Origin of the sequence: Desulfosporosinus orientis DSM 765, assembly GCF_000235605.1 — a bacterium.
GTDB lineage: Bacteria > Bacillota > Desulfitobacteriia > Desulfitobacteriales > Desulfitobacteriaceae > Desulfosporosinus > Desulfosporosinus orientis.
On the sequence record NC_016584.1, the window covers coordinates 1,651,901 to 1,673,593 of the forward strand.

Genomic DNA, 21,693 nt, shown 5'->3' on the forward strand with positions numbered 1-21,693 from the left:
TCCGACAATTCCTGCACAGTTTTGCAGGATTTTTTTTATATTAAAAGACAATAGGTTTATAAGGGTATCAGGGTTAATAGGAGGTATGGTATGAGGGCGCGAAACATTGTGACTGTAGCTGTAATTATCCTTTTAGTAGGAGGTTTCATTTCCTTTGCAGGTTTTAACAGACTGCATGCTCCTATTTTTGCGATACAAGTACAGAAAATTGTCTTGTGGGGGGAGCCGGGTTACGAAATAATCCAAAGGGAAGCCACAGGTAAGGAAGCAGAAAACATTGTTAAGTGGTTCAATGAATCAACTGACATTAGGGAAAATAAGTATTTTTCCGGGGAGACTCCGGCAGCAGGAATAATTATTAATCTTATCTTTGCTCCTGATGTTCTGATTCTAAGGTCAGGAGGAGATTTTGAAGTGCAACGTAATAATTGGTTAGGGATTAGAAAATCCTATTAGGCGAGGCAATCAGATATAAAGAAGCTATTAGATCAACTAGCAACAAAAAGTGGGGGCTAAGCAAAGCCGACTCCAACGATATGAATAGAGTTTTAAACAATTTAGTTGAACAATATGGTAGCAACAAACTAGAGGAGGAGTCTCCAGAAGATAGATTTGAAGCTATAGAAATATCTCCTGAAAGCGTGCGTGCTATCCTTATTCAATTAAGGGCATTGAAATTGATAATTTAGGATTCAAAAAAGAACATATGGAGCTTGACTCCATATGGTGACAATTATATGACAAGTATCATGGCAGTACATAAATAATTCTTCTTAAGACAGGCATTATTCTGAGGACTACGTTGCAAAGGTAAGTTTATGTTGAAAAATAATAATGGAAGAAATTCTAATTAGCAAGTAAAAAGAATTGTCTTTTTGTACAAAGGGAGGGTAAAGTTATGGATAAGATGCGACAGGAAAAAAGTACATTTGAAAGTAACGTAAATACCTGTCTTAATGCATTTATTGTACTAATTTTAACATCTGTTATCTCATGGAAAATACTATCGACTAACATTAGCATAAATGAATTAAAAGCAACGGATATACTTTCTATAGTAATATCTCTGTTTGCTATAGGACTATCAGTAGCGTTTTATTTTAAGGCAACAGATACAAGCAATGATTTCTATGACAATATATACAAATTTACCAAAGAGGTGTTAGAGATTCTTGGACGTATTGAAGCTGGTTTTGGAGAAAGACTAAAGCACTTAGATGAAGGGTATTCTTCAATGAGTAGAAAAATCGATGTGCTTCCTTAAGTAAAGAGTAAGCGGAACAGAAGATAGAGAAAGAGGAAGAAGCCATTCAAGAAAATGAAACTGAACGTCAAAAGATGATTGAGGAATTGATAGCGAAAGTAGATATGCAGGGTATGGAAAAGAAAGAGTTTCTTAACAGGCTTGAAGCTAAAGAGCAACAATTATCAATGATGAGAGAACGTATTCGTGAACTTTCATCACAACTTGAGCAATCTGAGGATTATGACACGAGGGTAGTTGGGATATCAGGGTTTATATGGAGGCTTAGGGGTAAAAGAAATCCATGAACGTAAAGGTTTGAAGAAAAGTCAAAAGTGGCTGGATAATATGGCTAATAAAAAAAATAAATTTCTCTAAGACGCTGCAGGAAGCCATGAAAGATAAGCTGGGAATTTACCTCGATGATCACAGTAGTCTGGGACCGCTGGAGAAGATACTTCGTTGGCAGTTCGGCTAATTGATTTACCGTACAAAAGCATATTTTAAAAGAGAACCGGGGCCGCAGCCCCGGCGGAGATTGCCACCTGGCTCATCTTCACCGGCGGCTGATGCCTCATAGTCCCTCCGTAAGAGTCCCCGCGATCTTACCAATCTCAGCTTTGTAGTTCTGATAGACTTCCGGGTCTGCCTGGGCAAGCCTATGCATCTCCTGCCACAATTCTTTGGCTTGTTTGGAGAGGCTGTTGCAGAAAAAGCCCACTTTATTGGCGGACAGCCTGGTACGGGCCTATACTGTAGCAGACAACATTCTACAAATTGTCATGGTGAGATTTATAGAACTCTTCCATGGTCAGAGGTTGGCGAGTTTAATATTAACTATGCTAATAGAACAGCTGAGGTCCTGTAGTGTTTGGGAAACCATTATGCGCTCTTACTTTAAGTAGAATAAGGCGAAGGAGTAGATAAACAACCAGAGTAAACTCTGTCAGGATTTAAATAATCCTGGCCTTTTTATTTTCTCCTCTTATCATGGTGAAAAGAACGATGCTAAAATACCCATAATAAACGGTTGAAAATTCCCCACAATCAACGTACTCTTCTCCACAGGAGGAGAGACAATCAAATGGTACAAAGTGAGGAATTTTTTATGATCAGAGACTTAAAAAGCAAAGGAATGAATATTACTCAGATTGCACGAGAATTAGACTTAGACCGAAAAACGGTCACTAAATGGCTTAAAAGTGATCAACTCCCGGCCTATCGTAAGAAAGTACAACGTGAAAGTAAGCTGGAGAATCACAAAGCCTACATCATCGAGAGAATGAACGAAGGATGCGTCAATGCCATGGTCTTATTTGATGAAATCAAAGCCATGGGCTACCAGGGCCGGCTAACCATTCTCAGGGATTTTATGAAACCCTATCGTGAGCAAGTAAGAGGTAAAGCCTCCATGCGCTTTGAGACTCCACCAGGCAAGCAAGCTCAAGTTGACTGGGGAGAATTCAAGCTTCTGAAAGACGATGGAACTTTCGTCAAGGTTCATGCCTTCATCATGATCATGGGACACTCCCGGAAACAATATGTTGAGTTTACTGAGAACGAGCGCATTGACACACTTATCGGTTGTCATGAACGAGCCTTTGCCTTCTTTAACGGGGTACCGGAAACCATCCTGTATGACAACATGAAAACCGTCGTCAAACATAGCCATCAAACTGGCACTAATCAGTGGAATAACCAATTTTTAAGCTTTGCCCGGCATCAAGATTTCAGTCCAGTGCGCTGCCGTCCCTATCGTCCCCGCACCAAAGGCAAGGTAGAAAACGGTGTTAAGTATCTGCGCAGGAACTTTTGGCCAAGAATTAAGACAATATCCAGTCTGGCTGATTTAAATGAAGCCGTAAAGTTCTGGTTGGATACGGTCTGCAATGTCCGGCTGCATCAGACAACCCGTGAAATCCCAGCAGAAGCATTCATACGAGAAACGTTAAAACCTGTCAATCCAGAAGCATTCCTGCTTTATGATATACAATACCGCAAAGTCATGAACGATTGTACCATCAGTTACAAAGCGAATTTCTACTCGGTTCCTTACCGTTTCGTGGGAAAGCGGGTTAGAATTCGAGATTTAAACAACGGACATCTGGAGATCTATGATGAAAACGGCATCTGCATTGCATCCCACGTGAAGCTTTCAGGCAAACACCACTTCCAGCGCAATAAAAAACACTTTGAGGGTTTAACAACATGGTCTCAGAAGAAAGTTGCCGCCACAGCACCCATTCTAAGCCACAAACAACCACCCAAAGTGTATCAAAGACCCCTTAAGGTCTATGAATCGCTGATCAACGAGGTGACACAATGATTCAGGAACGTTTAAATCAGGCTTGTGAAATTCTCGGCCTGATCCATATGAACGCTGTGTATGACCACCACGCAGAAGAAGCTTCTAAAGGTAGTATATCTTATCTAGAATTTCTGGACAAGTTGTTATGGGCTGAGATTGAAGCTAAGCGCGACCGGGCTGCCAAGGCTAACATGAAACTGGCGAAACTTCCCTATGTGAAAACACTGGAACAATTCGACTTTGATTTTCAGCCTAGTGCTAACGCTCGAAAGATCAATGAACTGAAAACCCTAGGCTTTGTAGCCCGCGCTGAAAATGTAGTATTCCTCGGGCCGCCAGGTGTAGGCAAAACCCATCTGGCGGTAGGCCTTGCGGTTGAAGCGATTAAAAACGGTTATACGGCTTACTTTCTAAGCGCCCATGAGCTGATTGCAATGATTAAGGAGAACATCATCTCCGGGCGGATTCACCGCAAGATTAAAACTCTATGTAAACCCGGCATCTTGATCATCGATGAAGTTGGGTATGCAGGAATGGATGATGAAACGGCGCATTATTTCTTTCAGATCATCTCTAGCCGTTACGAAAAGGGATCGATTATCCTAACTTCGAATAAATCATACGGAGAATGGGGAGATGTATTTGGTGATAATATCGTCGCAACGGCGATTCTTGACCGCCTATTACACCACTCTACGACCATTAATATTAAGGGAGATAGCTACAGGGTGAAAGAAAAGAAAAAAGCAGGTTTTTATGATCCCAGTAAATTGGAGTTCACTCCGACCGACTAGTAAACAGCTAATTGGGGAATTTTCAACCGTTGTTTTTGAGGAATTTTGAACTGGGGTTGACAATGGGTACAGAAGAGTATCTCGATATGCTGGCGAAAAGTGAAATGGATCCACCGTTTAATACTTTAGATACTTGTCCATCAAACCTAATTGACTATTTCACGATAAAATATTGTGCACCTGCTATAGTAAACAAGCATAGATTATCAGTATAACCCCTATGAGAAAGCAAGATCATTACTGTCCCTTCAGAGATAAGAGATATTTCTTAGATAGGATAAATATGGAGCAAATTATTATAAATCATCGAAAGGAATGATATTAACTTGTCAGAAAAAAGAATTTTCGATTACATTGTGATTGGCGCAGGAACTGCTGGAGGAATAATCGCCAATAAGTTAACCGATGATAAAGATACATCTGTACTAGTCCTTGAAGCAGGAACGAACATGACGGACGAGTTAAGTAGTGCTTCCTTTGCGACAGCAGCTAGTTTAGCAAATGATAATAAGTTTTCATTTAATATTCTGTCACGAACAGAGTCAATTATAGGACGTCAGCTTAAATTATGGGGTGGAAGAGTAATTGGTGGAAGTTCAGACCATAATTTCATGTTAGCAGTACGAGGAAGTCGTAATCTATATAATGAGTGGGCAAATCTCGTCGGTAGTCAATGGAGTTACGAACGTATTCTTCGCTTATTCAAAAAAGATGAGACCTACACAGGAAATACCCAAAGCCCGAATCAACGAGGAACAAAAGGCCCGATCTTTATTAGACAACAAATCATTCCTAATAATGGACTTATCAATACGTTAGCTCAAGCAACATCCGATGTATTGGGTATCCCAATTGTTGAAGACTATAATACAGGCATCAGAGATTGTACGTTCTTCAAATCACAATTTACTCAACAAGAAGTTAACGGAATGTTTGTACGTTCATCCACTTCAACGGGATACTTGAATGAAGATGTTGTAACCCAAGGAAATGAGTTTTATCCAGATGAATTTGGGGTTAGGGGACGAAAGTTAGTTATTTTCGCAAAAACAACAGTGGATAAGATTATCTTTAAACGAAAAAAAGGAAGAAACATTGCTGTTGGTGTTCAATATGTCAGAGATGGAGTGACACAGGAAGCTTTTGCTAGAAATGAAATTATTATTTCTGCGGGAATTTTGTCGTCGGTCATCTTGCAACGGTCAGGAATCGGCAGACCGGCTGATTTAGCGGAAGCAGGTATATCAACATTAGTGAAGAGCCCTAATGTTGGTTACAATTTGCAAGCTCATTTTAATGTCGGAATCGGAATAGAAGTCGAAACCAGCAGACTACTTCAAGTATTGTCGGCTGATCCTGATCAGCCAATTGCAATAGGTGCTTTTAAAAAGGAAAAAGGACCTGGGCGTCGCCTTCAATTACTTGGGCTTCCATTGCCTGTGTTTCTTCCAATTCAAGATGTGCTTGTTAATCAGTGGAGTTTTGATCCAACAAAGCCTAGTAACGTCATGAGTATTGGAATTGTTGACGTTAACCCCAAGAGCAAGGGCACTATTATGGTCGCACATAGCGATCCGGAGGCTTTTCCATCAATTAACTTTAATCCTTTAGAGAATCCTGATGACTTAAATTTTATGGTGCATCAATATATTGAGACGTACAAAATAATGATGAAGGCTCGTGAGCTGGATCCGGACGGTATTTATAAGGTTGTATATCCTCCTGAAACGATATTTAACTTAACAGATGAGATAGAAAAAAGAAATCTGCTTGCTGATTTTGCCCGGGCGACTTATGTAAATCTCGCTCATATTGGAGGACAATGTAGAATGGGCAGAAATATTCAAGAAGGCGTTGTTGATGGATTCCTAAATGTTTTTGGTACGGAAAAGCTTAGAGTCGCTGATCTTTCCGTTGCTCCTATTTTACCGGATGGTAATACTTCGATACCTGCTCAGATGATCGGTTTAAATGCGGTACGCTTTATTCGGAAGGATCTTCACAATATGTAGTTATGGGGTGTCAACTTAAATAGAAAGACCAATACGAGATGAAGGCTTGGTGTCAACCAAGCCTTCTCATTGACAAATTAGGTCTATAGTTATAGACTAAAGAAAAGAGTCTATAACTATAGACTTAAAGGAGGCATTAACCTTGGACCAGCTTAAACTCTGCGAAAGTGAGTACCGTTTTACCACCATCGTATGGGAACATGAACCCCTGGGCTCCGGCGAACTGGTGACTCTCTGTGAACAACAGCTGGGCTGGAAGAAGTCTACCACCTATACTGTCCTGAAAAAGCTCTGTGAAAGGGGAATTCTTAAAAACGAAAATGCCCTGGTCACAGCCCTTGTCCTCCAAGCTCAAGTACAGAAGTATGAAAGCGAACAGTTTATTAACCGCACCTTTGGCGGTTCTTTACCCAGCTTTCTGACAGCATTTATGAATGATAAAAAGTTAAGCCGGAAAGAGGCTGATCAGCTAAAGAAACTCATCGACAGCTACAAGGAGGAGTAGGTTATGGAACAATTCCTGCAGGATGTATTCCTGGCTGTTTTAAATATGAGTATTACTGCCGGCTATGCCATACTCTTTGTTTTGCTGGCCCGCTTGTTGTTAAAGAAAACCTCCAAAATTTTCTCCTATTGTCTATGGGGAGTGGTGCTGTTTCGCTTAATCAGTCCCGTTTCGTTCTCCTTTGCCTTGAGTTTTTTTGGCTTTATGAAAAAGGATTCCATGGAACATATTCCTGCCGGCATTGGCATGATGGCACAACCTCAAGTCGACTTAGGCGTCGATTATGTCAGCCAAGCCGTCACATCCTCTCTGCCAGCGGCTACTCCCATTGCCAGTGCCAACCCCATGCAGATTATTCTATTTATTGCTTCTCTGATATGGGCGTTGGGTGTTTTAAGTTTATTGGCCTATAGCTTGGTTTCCTATGGGCTGCTGAAAAGAAAAGTCAGCCAGTCGATTCTTGTCAGAGACAATATTTGGGAGTGCCATGCCATCCAGTCTCCCTTTGTCTTAGGTTTCCTGAAGCCTAAGATCTACTTGCCTCCAGGTTTTTCTGAAGGGGAAAAGAGCTACATCCTTAAGCATGAGGAAATACATATTCGGCGCTATGATTATCTGATTAAGCCCTTGGCTTATTTTTTGCTCTGCCTTCACTGGTTTAATCCCTTGGTCTGGCTGAGTTTTATTTTGATGACAAAAGACATGGAAATGTCCTGCGATGAGGCAGTTATTAAGGAATTGGGCAAGGAAATCAAACAAGATTACAGCCGCTCCCTTTTGTCCCTGGCCCTCAGTCACAAAATGATCAGCGGCAGTCCTCTGGCCTTTGGAGAAGGCAGTGCCAAAAGCCGGATCAAAAATATTCTAAACTATAAGCAACCTACTTTTTGGGGAATGCTGGCCGGGGCAGCAGGGATACTAATCCTATCCTTAGGCTTAATCTCCAATCCGCAAAGTTCTCAATCCGCTTCAGAAAGTTTGAATATTAACCATGCCGCCAAGATTTCAGCAGCCCAGGGTCAGCTCATCATCAGAGTTCACGGCCAAGGGGCTACCCTCATAACAGGGGAAGAGTTTGGAGAATGGCTGGCCGGAGTCTCGGTTGGTTGGGCAGAAAAGCAGGTTCGGTCTCCCTATGAGCTGAGTCCCACCTTAACCATCTATATTGATGGTGGCCCTGAACCCTATCGGCTGAATTTTTATGATTCGGAAAAAGGATTGGCTATGCTTTCCTTTGACGGGAGCTCTCGCTATTATGCCATCCCTCCTCAGCAATATGAGCAAGTTTATAGCCTGTGGGGCCTCCGCAGCTATATCATCCCGGAGGCAGTTACCCAAGCATTATTGGACGGAAAGAAAACCAACCGGCGGAGTGTTCAGGACGTCCCTAACGAAAAGGACTACCAGGTTATTGAGATAGGTAAGGCAACATATTATCTCTACGAAGACGACGGCAAGTATTATTGTGAGCGGCCTTACTTGTTTATCAGGGAGTTAACGGAGGAATCTTATAAGGGAGCTCTAACCTTTGCTCATAAGCCCTCCGGCAGCAGTCAGGAATCCCTAAAAGAGTCTGCCCAGGAAGACCAGGAAATCGCCGAGCTTATCGAAAATAATTTGCAGACAATTATGTCATCCCCCTTGCAGTCCTCCAATCCGGATGATTATATCCAAGCTCACGACAGGGAGTATGAGAGTATCCTCAAGTATGGAGGCGAGAAAGCTCTGCCGTATCTTTTAGGCCAATTTAAAGCAGGAAATGCCGGGGGACTGCGGGGGCAAATCATGATGAGGCTTGCCAAGGAATTATTGGGGGTAAGAAATAATGTCAGCGATGAAACCTTATCGCCCCAGGAATGGTTCAGTCAGCTTCAGATTCGCCAGGAAGTCAGCTTGCCCGACTTTGCTTATCAAGGCAATGACCCTATTGCCAAGCTTGTCTATCAGACAGAAGTTGAGAAGCATAAAGGGCGGGGTGGATTTTGTGTTGTAGCCCCCCATCTCTTTGCCAGCTACCGGGAAGGGGGCAAACTCAAGGTTTTTGTGACAACCTATGCTCAAACCTTTCGCTTGTATGACAATGTTCTTTCTGAAGAAGAAGGGGGGATTATTCCGGTGGCCATCACCTATCAGGAAGGCGCCGGCGGGAGTTATACTCTGGAAAGCTATGAACAGGCCAAAGATGGGGCTTACTTCGCCTCTTCGATTCAAGAATTTTGTGTCATGCCTGTCTCGGGAAAACGGATTGAGGGGCTTGCCCAGCAAATACTCACTCACTACGGGGATTACAGGGATATCATCAATTTGCAGCGTAAAAACCTAACTGAGCATTTGCAAAGGAATAACCGATATGGGGTTTCTCTCTATCAGCCTCGTTATAAAATACCGGCGAAATTAATACCTATCACTTAAGAAAAAAGCTGAGATGGATGCTCCAGGTAAACATGGGACGTTATCACAAATTACTAATAGTGTTAAGTTGTGAACACTATTGCGGGCAATTCGTAATATTAAAAGAAGGGATTATCAAATTGATGATATCCCTTCCTATTTTTTTAGCCATTATTTGATTTTATTAATTTAACTCCTTCATTAAACACGGCTCCTACCGATGGGCCTAAACTATAGTAGCTGAGGCCCATTCCTAAAGTCGGATTGATTTTTAGTGGGTCGGGTACACCGTCTGTCAAGCAATTTTCCCTTGCAAATGTTGAAACTATTTCTCCAAAAAATACTTCAAATCCGGAGATAGGAACGGTTTGAATGACTTTGCATAAAAAATTCATAGGACATTCACTAATCATTGGAGCTTTTCCAATCTCATCATAGAATGATGAGAACAAATGTGATTTATCCGTTGTTTTTCCTGATACTAAACCGCAGTAATCTGTTTTTTGAATCATATCGACAGAGGGAATATTTACACTGAAGTATCCGTTTTCTTTGACGCCAATAGTTGTAAAATGGGTATCTTTTAAAGATATATAAAAAATCGGTCCTTGACACACTACTCCGAACGCTCCAACAGTGGCATAATTAGGCTTGCCGTTAACATCAGCTCCAGCAAGTACAATTGGAGTTGGGTTAACCATCGGGTAATTTTTGATTTTTACTTTTTCCATGTTCAATCCTCCAAATATAAGTTTTGCTTGGCTGCCAGCATGTATAATATAGCTGGTTTTCTCAAATAAGTATAGACTTTTTCTTTGTAATGATTTATCATATTGTAAAAGTGTGCCCATGAAGATCTATTTTATCTTCATGGGCATTTTTTGTATTTTTAGGTAAATGGTATGATCAGCTATAAGACGATTTCTCTATGCTAACAGGCGGGAACATGATGCCAATAAACAAACTCATCAACAAGTCATTCAATGGATTCGCCAAAAGATGAGCGAGATCAAAGGCAAGAAGGAGGAATTGGATCACATTCTTGATACTCTTAACTGGATGTTGGAATACAGGATGGCCTTAATGAATGACCCGGAAAAGGCTAACTCTTTGTTAAAGCTTCGACATTCTGAATAGGTCATCCTTAATTAAAGATTAAAATCTGGTTCAAGCTCAGTTTTTAATGAGTATTGATAAGTAACTCATAGAGTTTAAACCTTTGCTTATGAACCAATCTTTTGTTTCATTGATGTATTGGGGATTATGTTCAATTGTTTTGGCAAAGGACTGAATCAGCTTAACTAACAACTCTAAATTAAGTCCTTGATGGAATCCGGCAATACCGATAAGAAGCATTTTGATCAACGAGTAATGAAACACGAGCTTAATATATTCGTCAAAAATGTCTCCGTCGCACAGTGGAAAAAGGTTATTGTAGACGTAATTCACCAGATAATTCTCAAAAACATATTCGTGCTCAATAGCAAAAGGAGCGTAGTAATTTTCATAGGCCAGACGATAGTTTTCAGCGGAAATATCTAAGCTAATGTCAGGGGAATGTTTTATGCCTTGCAAAAATTCAAGGAAACATTCAGCGTAGCGTTGATTGGTTATTCCCTGTACAAGCCTAGTGAGAGCGCCTTGCATCAACAGTTTAAACTGAACTGCTGGGGAAGTGGGGGTTTTTGCGAGAATCGCGATTAAAGACTCTTTCTTTATAAATTGGGCAAAGGAAGTAATAAGATTAGGTATAGTATCAACCTTTTTTTCATTACATACTTTGGAAAGCTTTTGAAAAAATAATCCTAGGATAATAAACCGTTCCTCGAGCTTATAATCCCTGTTTTTTAATATTTGAAGTGTAAGATTTCGCAAATCCTGAAAATACTTATTTGGTGTATCAGTGAAAGCTGGATCATTGGTATTAACTGATATAGAAATATTGTTGCGCACATCCAGAGTTTCTTGTACTGAAATAAAGTTAATCCCTTTGGAGTTTAATAGTGCCATGCGAACAGCCTCAGGGCAAGACATGACAGCGGATTTTTCCAAGATACCGTCGACTACATTAGTCATCCGAGGAAACGTAAAACAGATCTTGGATAAATATTCTTCACCCTGTTTTAGCTGTATTAAGCAGAGCTTTTCTTCAGTTAAAAAAGGGCAAGTTGAATCATTGTTTAGTTCTACATGGGCGTAGGATTCTTCACTTTGTTCTGTTTGATTGAGTACGACCTTATCATCGATTATTTCTTTCAAAGCTAGGTCCTGGATCTTGCTGAATTTTTGGAAGGTTTTGCTGTCCACTGTGATAGTGCTCCAACCAAAACAGCAGCTATCTTCGCAGGCAGACCCTATGCAATTGAAAGACTTTAGGTAGAGTGGCATTTGTATTTCTTGCGTTAGTTTGGTCATGTTTTTTCCTCATATCCATTTAAAAATTTTAATATTAATTAGGAAATTGCGATAAAAAATAATTTGATGGGGTTCCGTTGTGCACAATTAGTATAATTCTACACCCAAATATGGGTCTATTTCCCTGTTGCTTTTAATAAAAATATTAAGTATTAGACCCCGACAAAATTTATGGCGAAAAGAATCAGTACTACTCTACTCAATACTTGATGAAAACCACTCTTACCTAAATAGCTATCAAAAGAGAACGCAAAAGAGGGCTAATGCTTTGATGCATTAACCCTTACTCAACACAAGTTGTTTTAAGGCCAAACTAATCACGGATAATTCCGTAACTGTTTCCAAGAAGCACTTCTTTACCGTGCTGATTTTTATAAACGGATTTCATTGCAACTTCAGTGAAGCCCTCCTTTTTATCGGCTTTTGTAATAGTTAATTCACAAGCGATTGTGTCTCCCGAAAAGACAGGGCGAATGAACTGACTGACCATTTCTCTTGCGATATAATTTAAGTCACCGCCGATTTTTGTTCCGACAGAAGCAGTAAGCAACCCTTGTGCCATGAGCCTGCCTTGCCCATCTCGCTCAATATGGTGGTTCCCCTTATCTCCAGTCAGTTCTCCAAATAGTAAAATTTCTTGTTCTGTAAATGTTTTTTGATAAGCAAAAACATCACCTACTTTTAAACTCATAAATCTCCTCCTCCAAACAACATTTTTGTTTGGCTTAATTATATAAAAATTCTGACTTATTGAATACCTTTAACTTATTTCATGCTTCATTTGTAGGCTGATTTAGTATTTGAAGCGCAGGAAAATCGAATAAGTAAAGAGAAGTAACAACACAAATAACGAATGCAAAGCTGTCATCCGGAGATGACAATGCAAAAACAGAATAGGATGGAAGAGGAGAGAGAAAAATGAAAAAATCATATATTATTTTTTTGGCTTTTTTAATGACCCTCTTTTTATTAGGTTGTAGTTTAGTTAACCAAGAGTATGCAGCCAAACAGTTAGTCGTACAGTATAAAACTTCTTTATACAATATTGAGAATTACAACAAGGCTTACCCAGACTCCAGTTCAGATCCAGAAGGATTCTTCAAGAGTCTCGAAAATTATAAAAAATATTTTACCGAAGAAGGGTATAATCAATTTATATTTAAAAAGACGGCTATAATTCCATTAGAGGCTTGTGCAAAAGGAAAACATACTTTAAAGGTGACTAATATTAGATTTGATAAGGTAAGTGAAGAAAAGAATAAACTGATTTTAGATTATACTGTTAGCCTAAAAGCGATTTATACAAGTGGTGAAAAGACAACGGAGGAGAAAAGCCAAGCTATTTTAGTCAAGGAAAACAATGAGTGGAAAATTTGTAATGACTGGTTTTATATAAATGATTTGTTTCAGGAAGATTTAAATTCTCTTACGTAATATCAGTAATTTAATGTGAAGCGTTGAAAGGGGGAATAACCGTGGGCATTGCTGTTTCGAATTGCAGACGATGTAAAGGAGATTAAAAAAATACTTAACAGTAATGCTAAGTTGGAAAGTAAAAAACTTGATTGAAAGCGGCTCTAATTGGGCCGCTTTCCTAACTTTCATCCTTTATTTAATTTCCAAGGAGGAAGACAACATCTTCCCATTATAGGATTTCTACAAAGCCTTCAGTTCCATTGACCCGGATTCTCTGCCCATCTTTGATCAGTTTAGTGGCGTTTCCCACTCCGATAACTGCTGGTAAGCCATATTCACGGGCGATAACTGCTCCATGGGTCATCAGTCCGCCAACTTCGGTCACTAAACCTTTTATGGATACAAACAAGGGTGACCAGCTAGGGTCTGTAAAAGAGGTGACTAATATATCTTCTGCTTCCAGATCGGCATCTGTCATGTTTAAGATGACACGTGCTCGCCCCTCGATAACTCCGGTAGAAACCGGCAGACCTACAAGAGCTCCGACTGGAAGATTTTCTCGTTTGTATTCACCTGCCATGATTTCGCCATCAGAGGTGATAACTCGCGGGGGAGTAAGTTTTTCATAGAATTTGTACTCGTCTTTTCGTTGCCTGATCATTTGGTAATCCAGTTTATGGGTGCCTATGACTTCCCGAAGTTCTTCAAAAGTGAGATAGTAGATATCTTCTTTGTCTTGAATAACCTTGGCTTGTACCAGTTGTTCTGCTTCTTTCAGTAAAGCCTGCTTATAAACGAAGTAGCGATTAACCAAGCCGTATTTTGGATATTCACGATAGCCGATGAAATTCCGGAGGAGGCTGATCATTCGTTTTGTCTCTTTGGCTTTTCCTTCACCGTCCGGTAATTGCTGCAAGCGCGCTAATAACTCTTGTTCTTTTTGCAAAGCAACGCGCCGACCTTGCTCAAATTTCCGATGGCCGGCATTAGGCTCAAAGTTTTTGATGTTGCTGAGAATCATGGGGACAAGTGTGGTTGGCTTCTCACTCCAGCGAGGTTTAGTAATATCGATTTCTCCGGAACATCGCATTCCGTATTTGTTGAGATAAGCAGAGATAGCGTCCCAGGCAACACACCCGCCGTCAAACTTAACCAGTTCAGTCATGAAATTATCATCTTTGGCATGTTGTAAATAATCAATGACTTGCGGATAAGGACGAATCGCATCGGTCACATCCAATAAGGCCAGACCCATTTCCGAAGTTATATTGTTGGGTACAGATTGAGAAAGGGTGTCTGCAGGGTTTTTTTCACCTAACCATTCGTTCATTTTTTCATTGATCCATGCAGAAGCATCCATAGCAGCCATAAATACAGCCGAACTTTGTGGGTCGAATAAAATCTTCTTTAATTCCTGGATATCTTCCAAGATAAAATCAACTAAATCCGTTCCCGATTTCCCTTGGATGTTTTGTTTTAATTCTGTAATGGATGTTTGACTACGCTTAATCAAGTCAGATACAATGGCCGGATCGTTTTCAATTTGTGGATGAGAACCCGCAGGCGACATGCCTTTATTGCTTTTACTGGGAACGTCTTTTTGATTATTGGGTAACGTTTTAATAAAATCTCCCCGCTCTATGATGGTCATCAGGGCGTCTTTCATGAGGGGATCGTGTTGTCCCATGGTATTTAACAGAGTTTCTCTGCTTTCAGGTGAAGCCAGTATATGAGTAACATCAACAAATAACCTGCCGCCGGCTATAAACCTGGGTCCAAAGGATGTTACCAGGAATAACGACATTCCCAATGTTTTTAAGGGGTCAGTCATCATTTGTTGGTGACCGACAGATACATAGACGTGATTTTCCTGATCATTTGCTTCAGGGATGGGGTATAAGGTAGTGATGGGCCGGCTCTGGACAATATAAAATCTGTCATCAGCTAAACACCATTCGATGTCCTGGGGGCAGCCGAAATGTTCTTCGATCTTTCTGCCTAGGTGCTCAAGCTGCAAAATCTGCTCATCTGTCAGCACTTGTTTATTTTGCAGTTCAGGAGGGAGCTCCTGTTCTTTCGTACCGCCATCTTTTAGGGCATAAATAGCCAGCTTTTTGGTGGATATCTTCTTATCGGTAACCTTACCGTCACGCACTTTATAGATATCAGCATTCACCAGGCCGGATACCATCGCCTCACCAAGTCCAAAGCCGGCATCAATGGATAACACTTTCCGATTAGAAGTGACGGGATCGGCAGTAAACAAAATTCCTGCCGCCTGGGGGAAGACCATCTTCTGAACAACTACAGACAGGTGGACTTTACGGTGGTCGAAGCCGTTCTGCAGGCGGTAAGTTACTGCCCGCTCGGTAAATAGGGAAGCCCAGCACTTGCTGATATGCTTTAGGATTGCCTCCTGTCCGGTAATGTTTAAATACGTATCCTGCTGGCCTGCAAAGGAGGCCGACGGTAAATCCTCTGCCGTTGCGCTGGAGCGTATTGCAAAGGCAGTTTTTTCATTCAGCCCGGAGAGGAAACGGGTGATTTCTGCAATAATGTCTGGGGGGATGGCGATTTCTTCGATGACCCTGCGAATCTGACCGCTTAGTTCACTGATTTTAGCCCGGTCCTCCGCCTTTAACAGGGATAACTGATCAAGTAAGTCTTTAAGCGACGATGTTTCCCCAGTGATTCTCTTAAAGGCATCAGTTATAATACATAAGCCGTCCGGTACGTGTATTCCTTCAATCTTGGTAAGTTCCCCCAGGTTCGCGCCTTTGCCCCCAACAACCATGAGTTTTGTCTTGTCAATATCCTGAAAACCAAGCACAATGGAATTCATACGTTTCCCTCCATTGGATTTTATAATAATACCTCCGACAAATAGCGTTAACGTGTTATTGCATTATATCAGCAGCCAGTGGGAACCAATAGTCTGCATTTATAATTTTTTTTATGTTATAATTAAACTAGGAAGAATGGAGTTTCAAGGTGCACTCTTTTATAAACAAATGAAGACAGTTATTTAGCGAGCAGACATAGTTCAAACAATGTAAGGGAGGGTCGAAAACCCTTCCTTTTGTTATATCAATGTCCACCGAGCTAGCAGTTTATATACCTATTATTACCATCTAAACTCAAGAAGGTCATTCTTTCTTGCTTTAGTTAGAACTCAGGTCTAAGAGACGGCACAAATCGAATTAAAGTTCATATTATAAAACATGAGAGCTTGGCATAAAAAGTGGAACTGCTTTTATGTTTTGCTAATTTAGAAATAGAGGGTGTATATTAATGAAGCAAGAAACAAATTTGACCGGAAAGGTAATTTACCCAAATGATCCGGAATACCGGCAGGCACGTATGAACTGGAACCCATTCACCAATGCCTTTCCCATAGTATTTGTTTTTGCACAGCAAAAAGAAGATGTGGCAAATGCAGTGAGATGGGCTCGTGAGAATAATGTACCCATTCGAATGCGAAGCGGTAGGCATGCTTTGGCAAAAGATTTTTCTCAGACTAATGGTGGAATTGTTATAGATACCAGTCAAATGAGAGAGGTCACGCTAGATAAAACACAGGGAATTGCCACTGTTCAAGCAGGAATACGTGTAGGGCCGCTTGTGAAGATGCTTGCACAGGAGGGCGTTCTGGCTCCTTTTGGAGACAGTTCTACTGTTGGTATAGGCGGAATTAGTACTGGCGGAGGGATTACGGTTATCCAGCGCACAACCGGACTGATTTCCGATAATATACTTGCTGCCACCATAGTTGATGCCAATGGTGATATTTTACACGTCAACGAAAACGAAAACCCGGACCTGTTGTGGGCCATTCGCGGAGGTGGAGGAGGTAACTTCGGAATTATAACCTCTTATACCTTTAGAGTAAGATGTGCTCCTTTTCAAGTCGGAATATTTGAGATAGTCTGGCCTTGGGAGCAATTGGAGGAAGTTATCGATGTATGGCAGAGATGGTCTCCGTCTGTTGACGAAAGACTAGGTACCATATTGGAGGTGTTTTCAAAAACGAATGGTCTGCTTCGATCACAGGGAATATTCCTTGGTCCTAAAGCAGAACTAGAGAAATTGATAACAACTTTGACAGATGTCGGATCGCCTATAAAAGTGTTTATTGATGAGGTTACACTACTGGAAGCAATAGATTTCTGGGCTCCGAATGAACCCTTGTTTGATACTCAGAATACTACGTGGTCATCCGCTTGGGTGGAGCAATTCCTGCCCGAAGAAGGAATTAAAGCGATTCGTAGTTACCTGGAAAAAGCAACAGGAAGTGAATCCAATTTCTTTTTCTTGAACTCCGGAGGAGCGATGAACCGGGTACCTTCCCAGGATACAGCCTTTTTTTGGCGCAATACGAAGTGTTATTTGGAATGGGATGCATCATGGATTGAAGAATCCGAAACGCAAAAGAATATCAAGCTTGTTGAACAGACACGGATACAACTGCAGCCATATGTAACCGGGTCATACGTCAATGTACCTGATTTAAATATAAAAAATTACGGCCAGGAATATTACGGTCAAAATTTTGCCCGGCTCCGGAAGGTTAAAGCGCAGTATGATCCGGAGAATATTTTCAACTTTGTACAGAGTATTCCTCCGGCTCCTGTCTGTGATCACTGGCATAAGAATTGAAATATTGTTTCCATATAAGCTGCATGCTGTTAGTATGCAGCTTTTTATTTTATATCATTAGCATAGGGATTTAAGTTTGAACTTCAGAAAAACCGCAAACCTATCAGGCATCACTTAAAACTCTAGTACAATATTTCCCCAAAACGAACTCAGGATATGCCGTGAAATTGATTACCCTTATTTATATTTATACTTCCTATATTAATTAAACAAAGTATAGGCACAGGGGCTTCAGGATACTCTAATGACATTGAAAAACCAAGAAAGGGAGCCTGGACATGATTAATTCTTGGATATTCTATCCTATATTTGCAATAGTTATGATCTTGGGAGCTTTATTGCTTATCCCCAAAAATCTTTATAAGAAGTTCTTTTTATATGGACTAATGTTTGGAGGAATTGGAGATTCCATAATCGCCTCACTCTACACTATTTTTGATTTTATTAAATATAAAGAAATGGGGCCCTTTAATATAATGAATATATTTTCGCTTTGGACCCCAATAACATGGGCCTTTGCGTATATGATATTCTTTTACTTTCTCCCTGTAAGGAAAGCCTTCCTAGTTCCCTATGTCCTGATCTTCTCGCTATTGAATTATTCTGTTGGTTTAGTGATGCAGAACTTTGGGTTATTTGAATATATAGGGATCTATAAATATTTTGCCCCGCTTACCTTTCTTATTTGGTATTCAGTAAGTGCCTTAGTATATCTAAGAAATGAGCACCGCACAAATGTTTAATTGAAAGATAAACTTTGTTTGATTACATAGTAAATCACTCTCCTTATTGACAAGTTAAGGAGAGTGATTTCAATAATTACTCTGCTTTTTTAAAGACTCTGGCTAATAATAGACAAATAACAGGAAGGGCCACTGCATAACCCACGATGCCAATATTTCTGACCTGCATGTTTCCGAGCACTGGGCCCAGCAAGCCAATAAGGCTTAACACCCCGCTCACGATCATTAAAATTCGTACCCATGACTTCAATCGGTCGCCTTTAAAAACTGGTGCTGCAAATAACATTGAAAGAGCAAAAAACAAATCCCAGGCTAATATATCTAAGGCGTAAATTACCGAAGGCCATTTAAAGGAGAAGATATAAGATAACCACGGTAAACCAGTCATAGCAGCGATGGGGCGGCTGACGAACAAGATCAGGTAGTGAATACTGCATGTAATGCAAGCCATAATACCCATAAAAATAAGTGCTGACATGCTTAATGCTTTGACATCATCTGATGCGTAATAATGAATTTCAGCCATGAGCATAACCAACAAAGGTGCAATTATAATAATCATTATTTCCATAAGGGTAAACCAAGGGTCGCTTATCGGGTCCGATTGTGATTTAAGGGATAGCATTCCGATGATTGTAATAACAAGGTACAACAGAACCAAGTAAAATAGGGTAAATGCTATAGCTTTTCCTCGTCTAAAATCTCTATGAGACATTTTCTGCCTTCCTCTCTGTAATGAAATCATGGTATCGCGGCAATTGAAACTGTGTTTTCTTTGGTCAATGCCAAGAAATTGTTACCAAGGTCTTAGCGATAGTTTTCTTCAGAATGAGTCAAAATCCTTCAACAGGGAATGGCTTTCTTTTTGAATCTTGCCAAGCTGAACTCTGCACATATGTTCTTATTGAACGCCTTTGACAAGAACATATGTTTTGTATTATAGTATTGTATAGAACAACTCGTGGTGTACAGACTCTGATCCAAAGAAGCGCTCAATGGGATTCGGGACTGGAGCATCCCGTGATAGCTGTCTCAGTGAAGGCAGCAAGAAAAACCGGGGGGCGTTTGACATTGATATTTTTGATAAGCTGACGATTTTGTCAGATTCAGCTAAATATGATGTAGCCTGTACCTCCAGCGGCGTCGACAGGAGCGGAAAATCCGGCAGTATAGGAAGTGCGGCGAAGGCCGGCATTTGCCACAGCTTTGCGGCAGATGGCCGCTGTATTTCCTTACTGAAAGTATTAATGACCAATGTCTGCATTTTTGACTGCAAATATTGTGTCAATCGGGTTTCTAACGATACAGCCAGAGCAGCCTTTACCCCCCAGGAGCTTGCTGAACTTACCATTAACTTTTACCGCCGGAACTACATAGAAGGTTTGTTCTTAAGTTCCGGTGTGATTAGAAATCCTAACTATACCTCTGAGCAAATGATTCGAGCTTTGGAGTTATTGCGCAATACCTACCATTTTGGCGGATATATTCACGTTAAGGCTATACCGGGAGCCGACAGCGAGCTCATAGGGCGTCTGGGACTTTTAGCGGATCGCATGAGCGTTAATATTGAGCTGCCTTCCCAGGAAAGTCTTTCCCTGCTGGCCCCGAATAAGACCAAGGAGTCTATCTTAAGGCCCATGGGCTTAATCAGTAATAAGATTCAGGAAAACAGTACAGACATTGTCAAATACCGTCATGCTTCCAAATTTGTGCCGGCAGGTCAGAGTACCCAGCTTATTGTCGGGGCTACCCCTGATACGGATCATAAAATTTTAACTTTAACGGAAGGTCTGTACAAAAAATACCGGCTGAAACGAGTCTTTTTCTCGGCCTACATGCCTGTTGCCAATGACTCATTGCTGCCGTCACTGGATACAAAACCCCCTCTTCTGCGGGAACACCGCCTTTATCAGGCGGACTGGCTGCTGAGATTTTATGGATTTGAGGCTCATGAGCTGCTGGATGAGCAGAACCCCAATTTCAACCTGCAAGTTGACCCCAAGTGTCACTGGGCTCTCAATCATTTGGAACTATTTCCTCTCGAAGTTAACAAAGCCCCTTTTGAAATGCTCTTAAGGGTACCTGGAATCGGTGTCATCAGCGCGCAGCGAATTATGGCGGCCCGGCGGTTTGGGCCTCTTGATTTTTTGGGGCTGAAAAAGATTGGTGTGGTCTTAAAGCGTGCTCAATACTTCATTACATGTAAGGGCCGGATGAATGATGGCCTGAAAATTTCCTCGGACGGTACTATTCGGGCTTTAATGGCCGATCACTATCGCCCTCCGGAGCAGTATGAGCAGCTTTCCATGTTTAATGAGTCTTTCCTAAAGAGAGAGGATGTGCGGCAATGTTTGACGGGGCAGACCTGACTTATGCATACGACGGCAGTTTTGAAGGGTTGATGAGCTGCGTCTTCGCCAGCTATGAATACAAAGAAATTCCTGTCGTAATAAAACCTCCCAGCCTGCAGCAATCAATCTTTGATGATGCCAAATGGATTGAAACAGATACCAGCAAAGCGGATAGAGTTTACAATGCCATAGCGGTTCAGATATCCCTTGAAGCTCAAGAGTTGGTCAAGCTGGGTTTCTTGACTTGTGCACCGAATAAGGAAAGCTTAATTTTTAATTTCTTGCGCAAGGGTTTTAAGCATGGCGGTAAAGTTATGACCATGCTTACGGATGATGTGGTGGCTGATTTACATAAAGCAGTGCGTCACCTGACTTCCGAAAGTCATAAGTATAAGGGGTTCGTCAGGTTTTCTGTTTTTGGAGAGGTCCTGGTCGCAGTCATCGAACCCAAAAACTATGTCTTGCCCCTTCTCTCCCACCACTTTTGTGACCGCTATCATAATGAACGGTTTATGATTTTTGATAAAACCCACAAAATGGCGCTGATCTACGAAGCTTACAAAGCAGACTTAATCTTTGTCGAGGATTTAACCTTGCCGGAACCAGACTCCGCTGAAGTTGAGTATCGCCGCTTGTGGAAACAATTTTACAATACCATTGCCATTGAGGGGAGGAATAACCCTCGCTGCCGCATGACCCTCATGCCTAAACGATACTGGGGGCAAATGACGGAGCTCGCTAAGGAGAGTAAGTTCCCCAAAAGCGGAGCAGGGGATTTGGGAATAGGTGTTAATATTAAAGGATACTTGCCGGAAAACAATGCCTTTCGCTCTAAATCTTAATGGGGCGGGCAGGATAT

Annotated in this window: 19 protein-coding genes; 14 read left to right on the top strand and 5 right to left on the bottom strand. The window is 41.1% G+C overall.

From position 1 onward, the window contains the following. Positions 1 to 90: 90 nt before the first annotated feature. From DESOR_RS27315 to DESOR_RS29280, 8 genes are all read left to right on the top strand, one after another. A complete protein-coding gene (locus DESOR_RS27315) occupies positions 91 to 456 on the top strand; it encodes a hypothetical protein (protein WP_014184039.1) in 366 nt (121 codons plus the stop codon). 442 nt (positions 457 to 898) lie between these two features. Next, a complete protein-coding gene (locus tag DESOR_RS07670) occupies positions 899 to 1,264 on the top strand; it encodes a hypothetical protein (RefSeq protein ID WP_042330937.1) in 366 nt (121 codons plus the stop codon). A 74-nt stretch (positions 1,265 to 1,338) separates the two neighbouring features. Continuing rightward, the gene (locus DESOR_RS30930) at positions 1,339 to 1,551 is read left to right on the top strand and encodes a hypothetical protein (RefSeq protein WP_042330939.1); all 213 of its coding nucleotides are present in this window, start codon (positions 1,339 to 1,341) and stop codon (positions 1,549 to 1,551) included. Positions 1,552 to 2,327: 776 nt separating this feature from the next. Next, positions 2,328 to 3,569 carry an IS21 family transposase gene (gene istA, locus DESOR_RS07680; RefSeq protein ID WP_014184040.1) on the top strand — a complete coding sequence of 414 codons (1,242 nt, stop codon included), beginning with the start codon at positions 2,328 to 2,330 and terminating at the stop codon, positions 3,567 to 3,569. Continuing rightward, positions 3,566 to 4,345, top strand: coding sequence for an IS21-like element helper ATPase IstB (gene istB, locus DESOR_RS07685; protein ID WP_014184041.1), 780 nt, complete (start codon positions 3,566 to 3,568; stop codon positions 4,343 to 4,345). Before istA ends, istB begins: the two co-directional genes overlap by 4 nt. A 326-nt stretch (positions 4,346 to 4,671) precedes the next feature. Next, a complete protein-coding gene (locus DESOR_RS07690) occupies positions 4,672 to 6,357 on the top strand; it encodes a GMC family oxidoreductase (protein ID WP_014184042.1) in 1,686 nt (561 codons plus the stop codon). A 142-nt stretch (positions 6,358 to 6,499) separates the two neighbouring features. Then, a complete protein-coding gene (locus DESOR_RS07695) occupies positions 6,500 to 6,862 on the top strand; it encodes a BlaI/MecI/CopY family transcriptional regulator (RefSeq protein ID WP_014184043.1) in 363 nt (120 codons plus the stop codon). Positions 6,863 to 6,865: 3 nt separating this feature from the next. After that, entirely contained in the window at positions 6,866 to 9,274 is a 2,409-nt protein-coding gene (locus DESOR_RS29280; RefSeq protein ID WP_014184044.1) for a DUF5301 domain-containing protein, read from the top strand. 143 nt (positions 9,275 to 9,417) lie between these two features. On the opposite strand, the gene DESOR_RS07705 is transcribed toward DESOR_RS29280, so the two are convergent. Continuing rightward, complete coding sequence (locus tag DESOR_RS07705; RefSeq protein ID WP_014184045.1) at positions 9,418 to 9,984, bottom strand: flavin reductase family protein; 567 nt, start codon at positions 9,982 to 9,984, stop codon at positions 9,418 to 9,420. A 268-nt stretch (positions 9,985 to 10,252) separates the two neighbouring features. On the opposite strand from DESOR_RS07705, the gene DESOR_RS29285 reads away from it, so the two are divergent. Further along, on the top strand, positions 10,253 to 10,390 hold the full coding sequence (locus DESOR_RS29285) for a hypothetical protein (protein ID WP_158309016.1): 138 nt from the start codon (positions 10,253 to 10,255) through the stop codon (positions 10,388 to 10,390). A 36-nt stretch (positions 10,391 to 10,426) separates the two neighbouring features. Here the strand turns inward: DESOR_RS29285 and fliB are convergent, their stop codons facing one another. After that, positions 10,427 to 11,668: a flagellin lysine-N-methylase gene (gene fliB / locus DESOR_RS07715; RefSeq protein ID WP_014184046.1), complete on the bottom strand. Its 1,242-nt coding sequence runs from the start codon at positions 11,666 to 11,668 to the stop codon at positions 10,427 to 10,429. Positions 11,669 to 11,981: 313 nt separating this feature from the next. Next, positions 11,982 to 12,359 (bottom strand): hotdog family protein, encoded by a 378-nt coding sequence (locus DESOR_RS07720; protein WP_014184047.1) that lies wholly within the window; start codon positions 12,357 to 12,359, stop codon positions 11,982 to 11,984. Positions 12,360 to 12,586: 227 nt separating this feature from the next. Between DESOR_RS07720 and DESOR_RS07725 the strand changes: the two genes are divergently transcribed. Beyond that, the gene (locus DESOR_RS07725) at positions 12,587 to 13,102 is read left to right on the top strand and encodes a hypothetical protein (RefSeq protein ID WP_014184048.1); all 516 of its coding nucleotides are present in this window, start codon (positions 12,587 to 12,589) and stop codon (positions 13,100 to 13,102) included. Positions 13,103 to 13,313: 211 nt separating this feature from the next. On the opposite strand, the gene ppsA is transcribed toward DESOR_RS07725, so the two are convergent. Beyond that, positions 13,314 to 15,926: a phosphoenolpyruvate synthase gene (gene ppsA / locus DESOR_RS07730; RefSeq protein WP_014184049.1), complete on the bottom strand. Its 2,613-nt coding sequence runs from the start codon at positions 15,924 to 15,926 to the stop codon at positions 13,314 to 13,316. A 449-nt stretch (positions 15,927 to 16,375) separates the two neighbouring features. On the opposite strand from ppsA, the gene DESOR_RS07735 reads away from it, so the two are divergent. Together DESOR_RS07735 and DESOR_RS07740 are read left to right on the top strand one after the other, a co-directional pair. Continuing rightward, complete coding sequence (locus tag DESOR_RS07735; RefSeq protein WP_014184050.1) at positions 16,376 to 17,740, top strand: FAD-binding oxidoreductase; 1,365 nt, start codon at positions 16,376 to 16,378, stop codon at positions 17,738 to 17,740. 278 nt (positions 17,741 to 18,018) lie between these two features. After that, positions 18,019 to 18,483 (top strand): hypothetical protein, encoded by a 465-nt coding sequence (locus DESOR_RS07740; protein ID WP_014184051.1) that lies wholly within the window; start codon positions 18,019 to 18,021, stop codon positions 18,481 to 18,483. A 76-nt stretch (positions 18,484 to 18,559) separates the two neighbouring features. Here DESOR_RS07740 and DESOR_RS07745 read toward each other — a convergent pair whose 3' ends face one another. Next, positions 18,560 to 19,198: a hypothetical protein gene (locus DESOR_RS07745; protein WP_014184052.1), complete on the bottom strand. Its 639-nt coding sequence runs from the start codon at positions 19,196 to 19,198 to the stop codon at positions 18,560 to 18,562. Positions 19,199 to 19,553: 355 nt separating this feature from the next. On the opposite strand from DESOR_RS07745, the gene DESOR_RS07750 reads away from it, so the two are divergent. Continuing rightward, the gene (locus tag DESOR_RS07750) at positions 19,554 to 20,852 is read left to right on the top strand and encodes a putative DNA modification/repair radical SAM protein (protein ID WP_042332038.1); all 1,299 of its coding nucleotides are present in this window, start codon (positions 19,554 to 19,556) and stop codon (positions 20,850 to 20,852) included. Further along, positions 20,831 to 21,676, top strand: a complete 846-nt coding sequence (locus DESOR_RS07755; RefSeq protein ID WP_014184054.1) for a TIGR03915 family putative DNA repair protein — start codon at positions 20,831 to 20,833, stop codon at positions 21,674 to 21,676. Before DESOR_RS07750 ends, DESOR_RS07755 begins: the two co-directional genes overlap by 22 nt. The last annotated feature ends 17 nt before the right edge of the window (positions 21,677 to 21,693 follow it).

Coding starts and splice junctions, on each gene's coding strand:
- DESOR_RS30930 (WP_042330939.1), top strand. CDS start 1,339: ATGATTGAGGAATTGATAGCGAAAGTAGATATGCAGGGTATGGAAAAG.
- DESOR_RS29280 (WP_014184044.1), top strand. CDS start 6,866: ATGGAACAATTCCTGCAGGATGTATTCCTGGCTGTTTTAAATATGAGT.
- DESOR_RS29285 (WP_158309016.1), top strand. CDS start 10,253: ATGAGCGAGATCAAAGGCAAGAAGGAGGAATTGGATCACATTCTTGAT.
- ppsA (WP_014184049.1), bottom strand. CDS start 15,926: ATGAATTCCATTGTGCTTGGTTTTCAGGATATTGACAAGACAAAACTC.
- DESOR_RS07755 (WP_014184054.1), top strand. CDS start 20,831: ATGTTTGACGGGGCAGACCTGACTTATGCATACGACGGCAGTTTTGAA.
- DESOR_RS07725 (WP_014184048.1), top strand. CDS start 12,587: ATGAAAAAATCATATATTATTTTTTTGGCTTTTTTAATGACCCTCTTT.
- istA (WP_014184040.1), top strand. CDS start 2,328: ATGGTACAAAGTGAGGAATTTTTTATGATCAGAGACTTAAAAAGCAAA.
- DESOR_RS07735 (WP_014184050.1), top strand. CDS start 16,376: ATGAAGCAAGAAACAAATTTGACCGGAAAGGTAATTTACCCAAATGAT.
- DESOR_RS07740 (WP_014184051.1), top strand. CDS start 18,019: ATGATTAATTCTTGGATATTCTATCCTATATTTGCAATAGTTATGATC.
- fliB (WP_014184046.1), bottom strand. CDS start 11,668: ATGACCAAACTAACGCAAGAAATACAAATGCCACTCTACCTAAAGTCT.
- DESOR_RS07745 (WP_014184052.1), bottom strand. CDS start 19,198: ATGTCTCATAGAGATTTTAGACGAGGAAAAGCTATAGCATTTACCCTA.
- DESOR_RS07705 (WP_014184045.1), bottom strand. CDS start 9,984: ATGGAAAAAGTAAAAATCAAAAATTACCCGATGGTTAACCCAACTCCA.
- DESOR_RS27315 (WP_014184039.1), top strand. CDS start 91: ATGAGGGCGCGAAACATTGTGACTGTAGCTGTAATTATCCTTTTAGTA.
- DESOR_RS07670 (WP_042330937.1), top strand. CDS start 899: ATGGATAAGATGCGACAGGAAAAAAGTACATTTGAAAGTAACGTAAAT.
- DESOR_RS07720 (WP_014184047.1), bottom strand. CDS start 12,359: ATGAGTTTAAAAGTAGGTGATGTTTTTGCTTATCAAAAAACATTTACA.
- istB (WP_014184041.1), top strand. CDS start 3,566: ATGATTCAGGAACGTTTAAATCAGGCTTGTGAAATTCTCGGCCTGATC.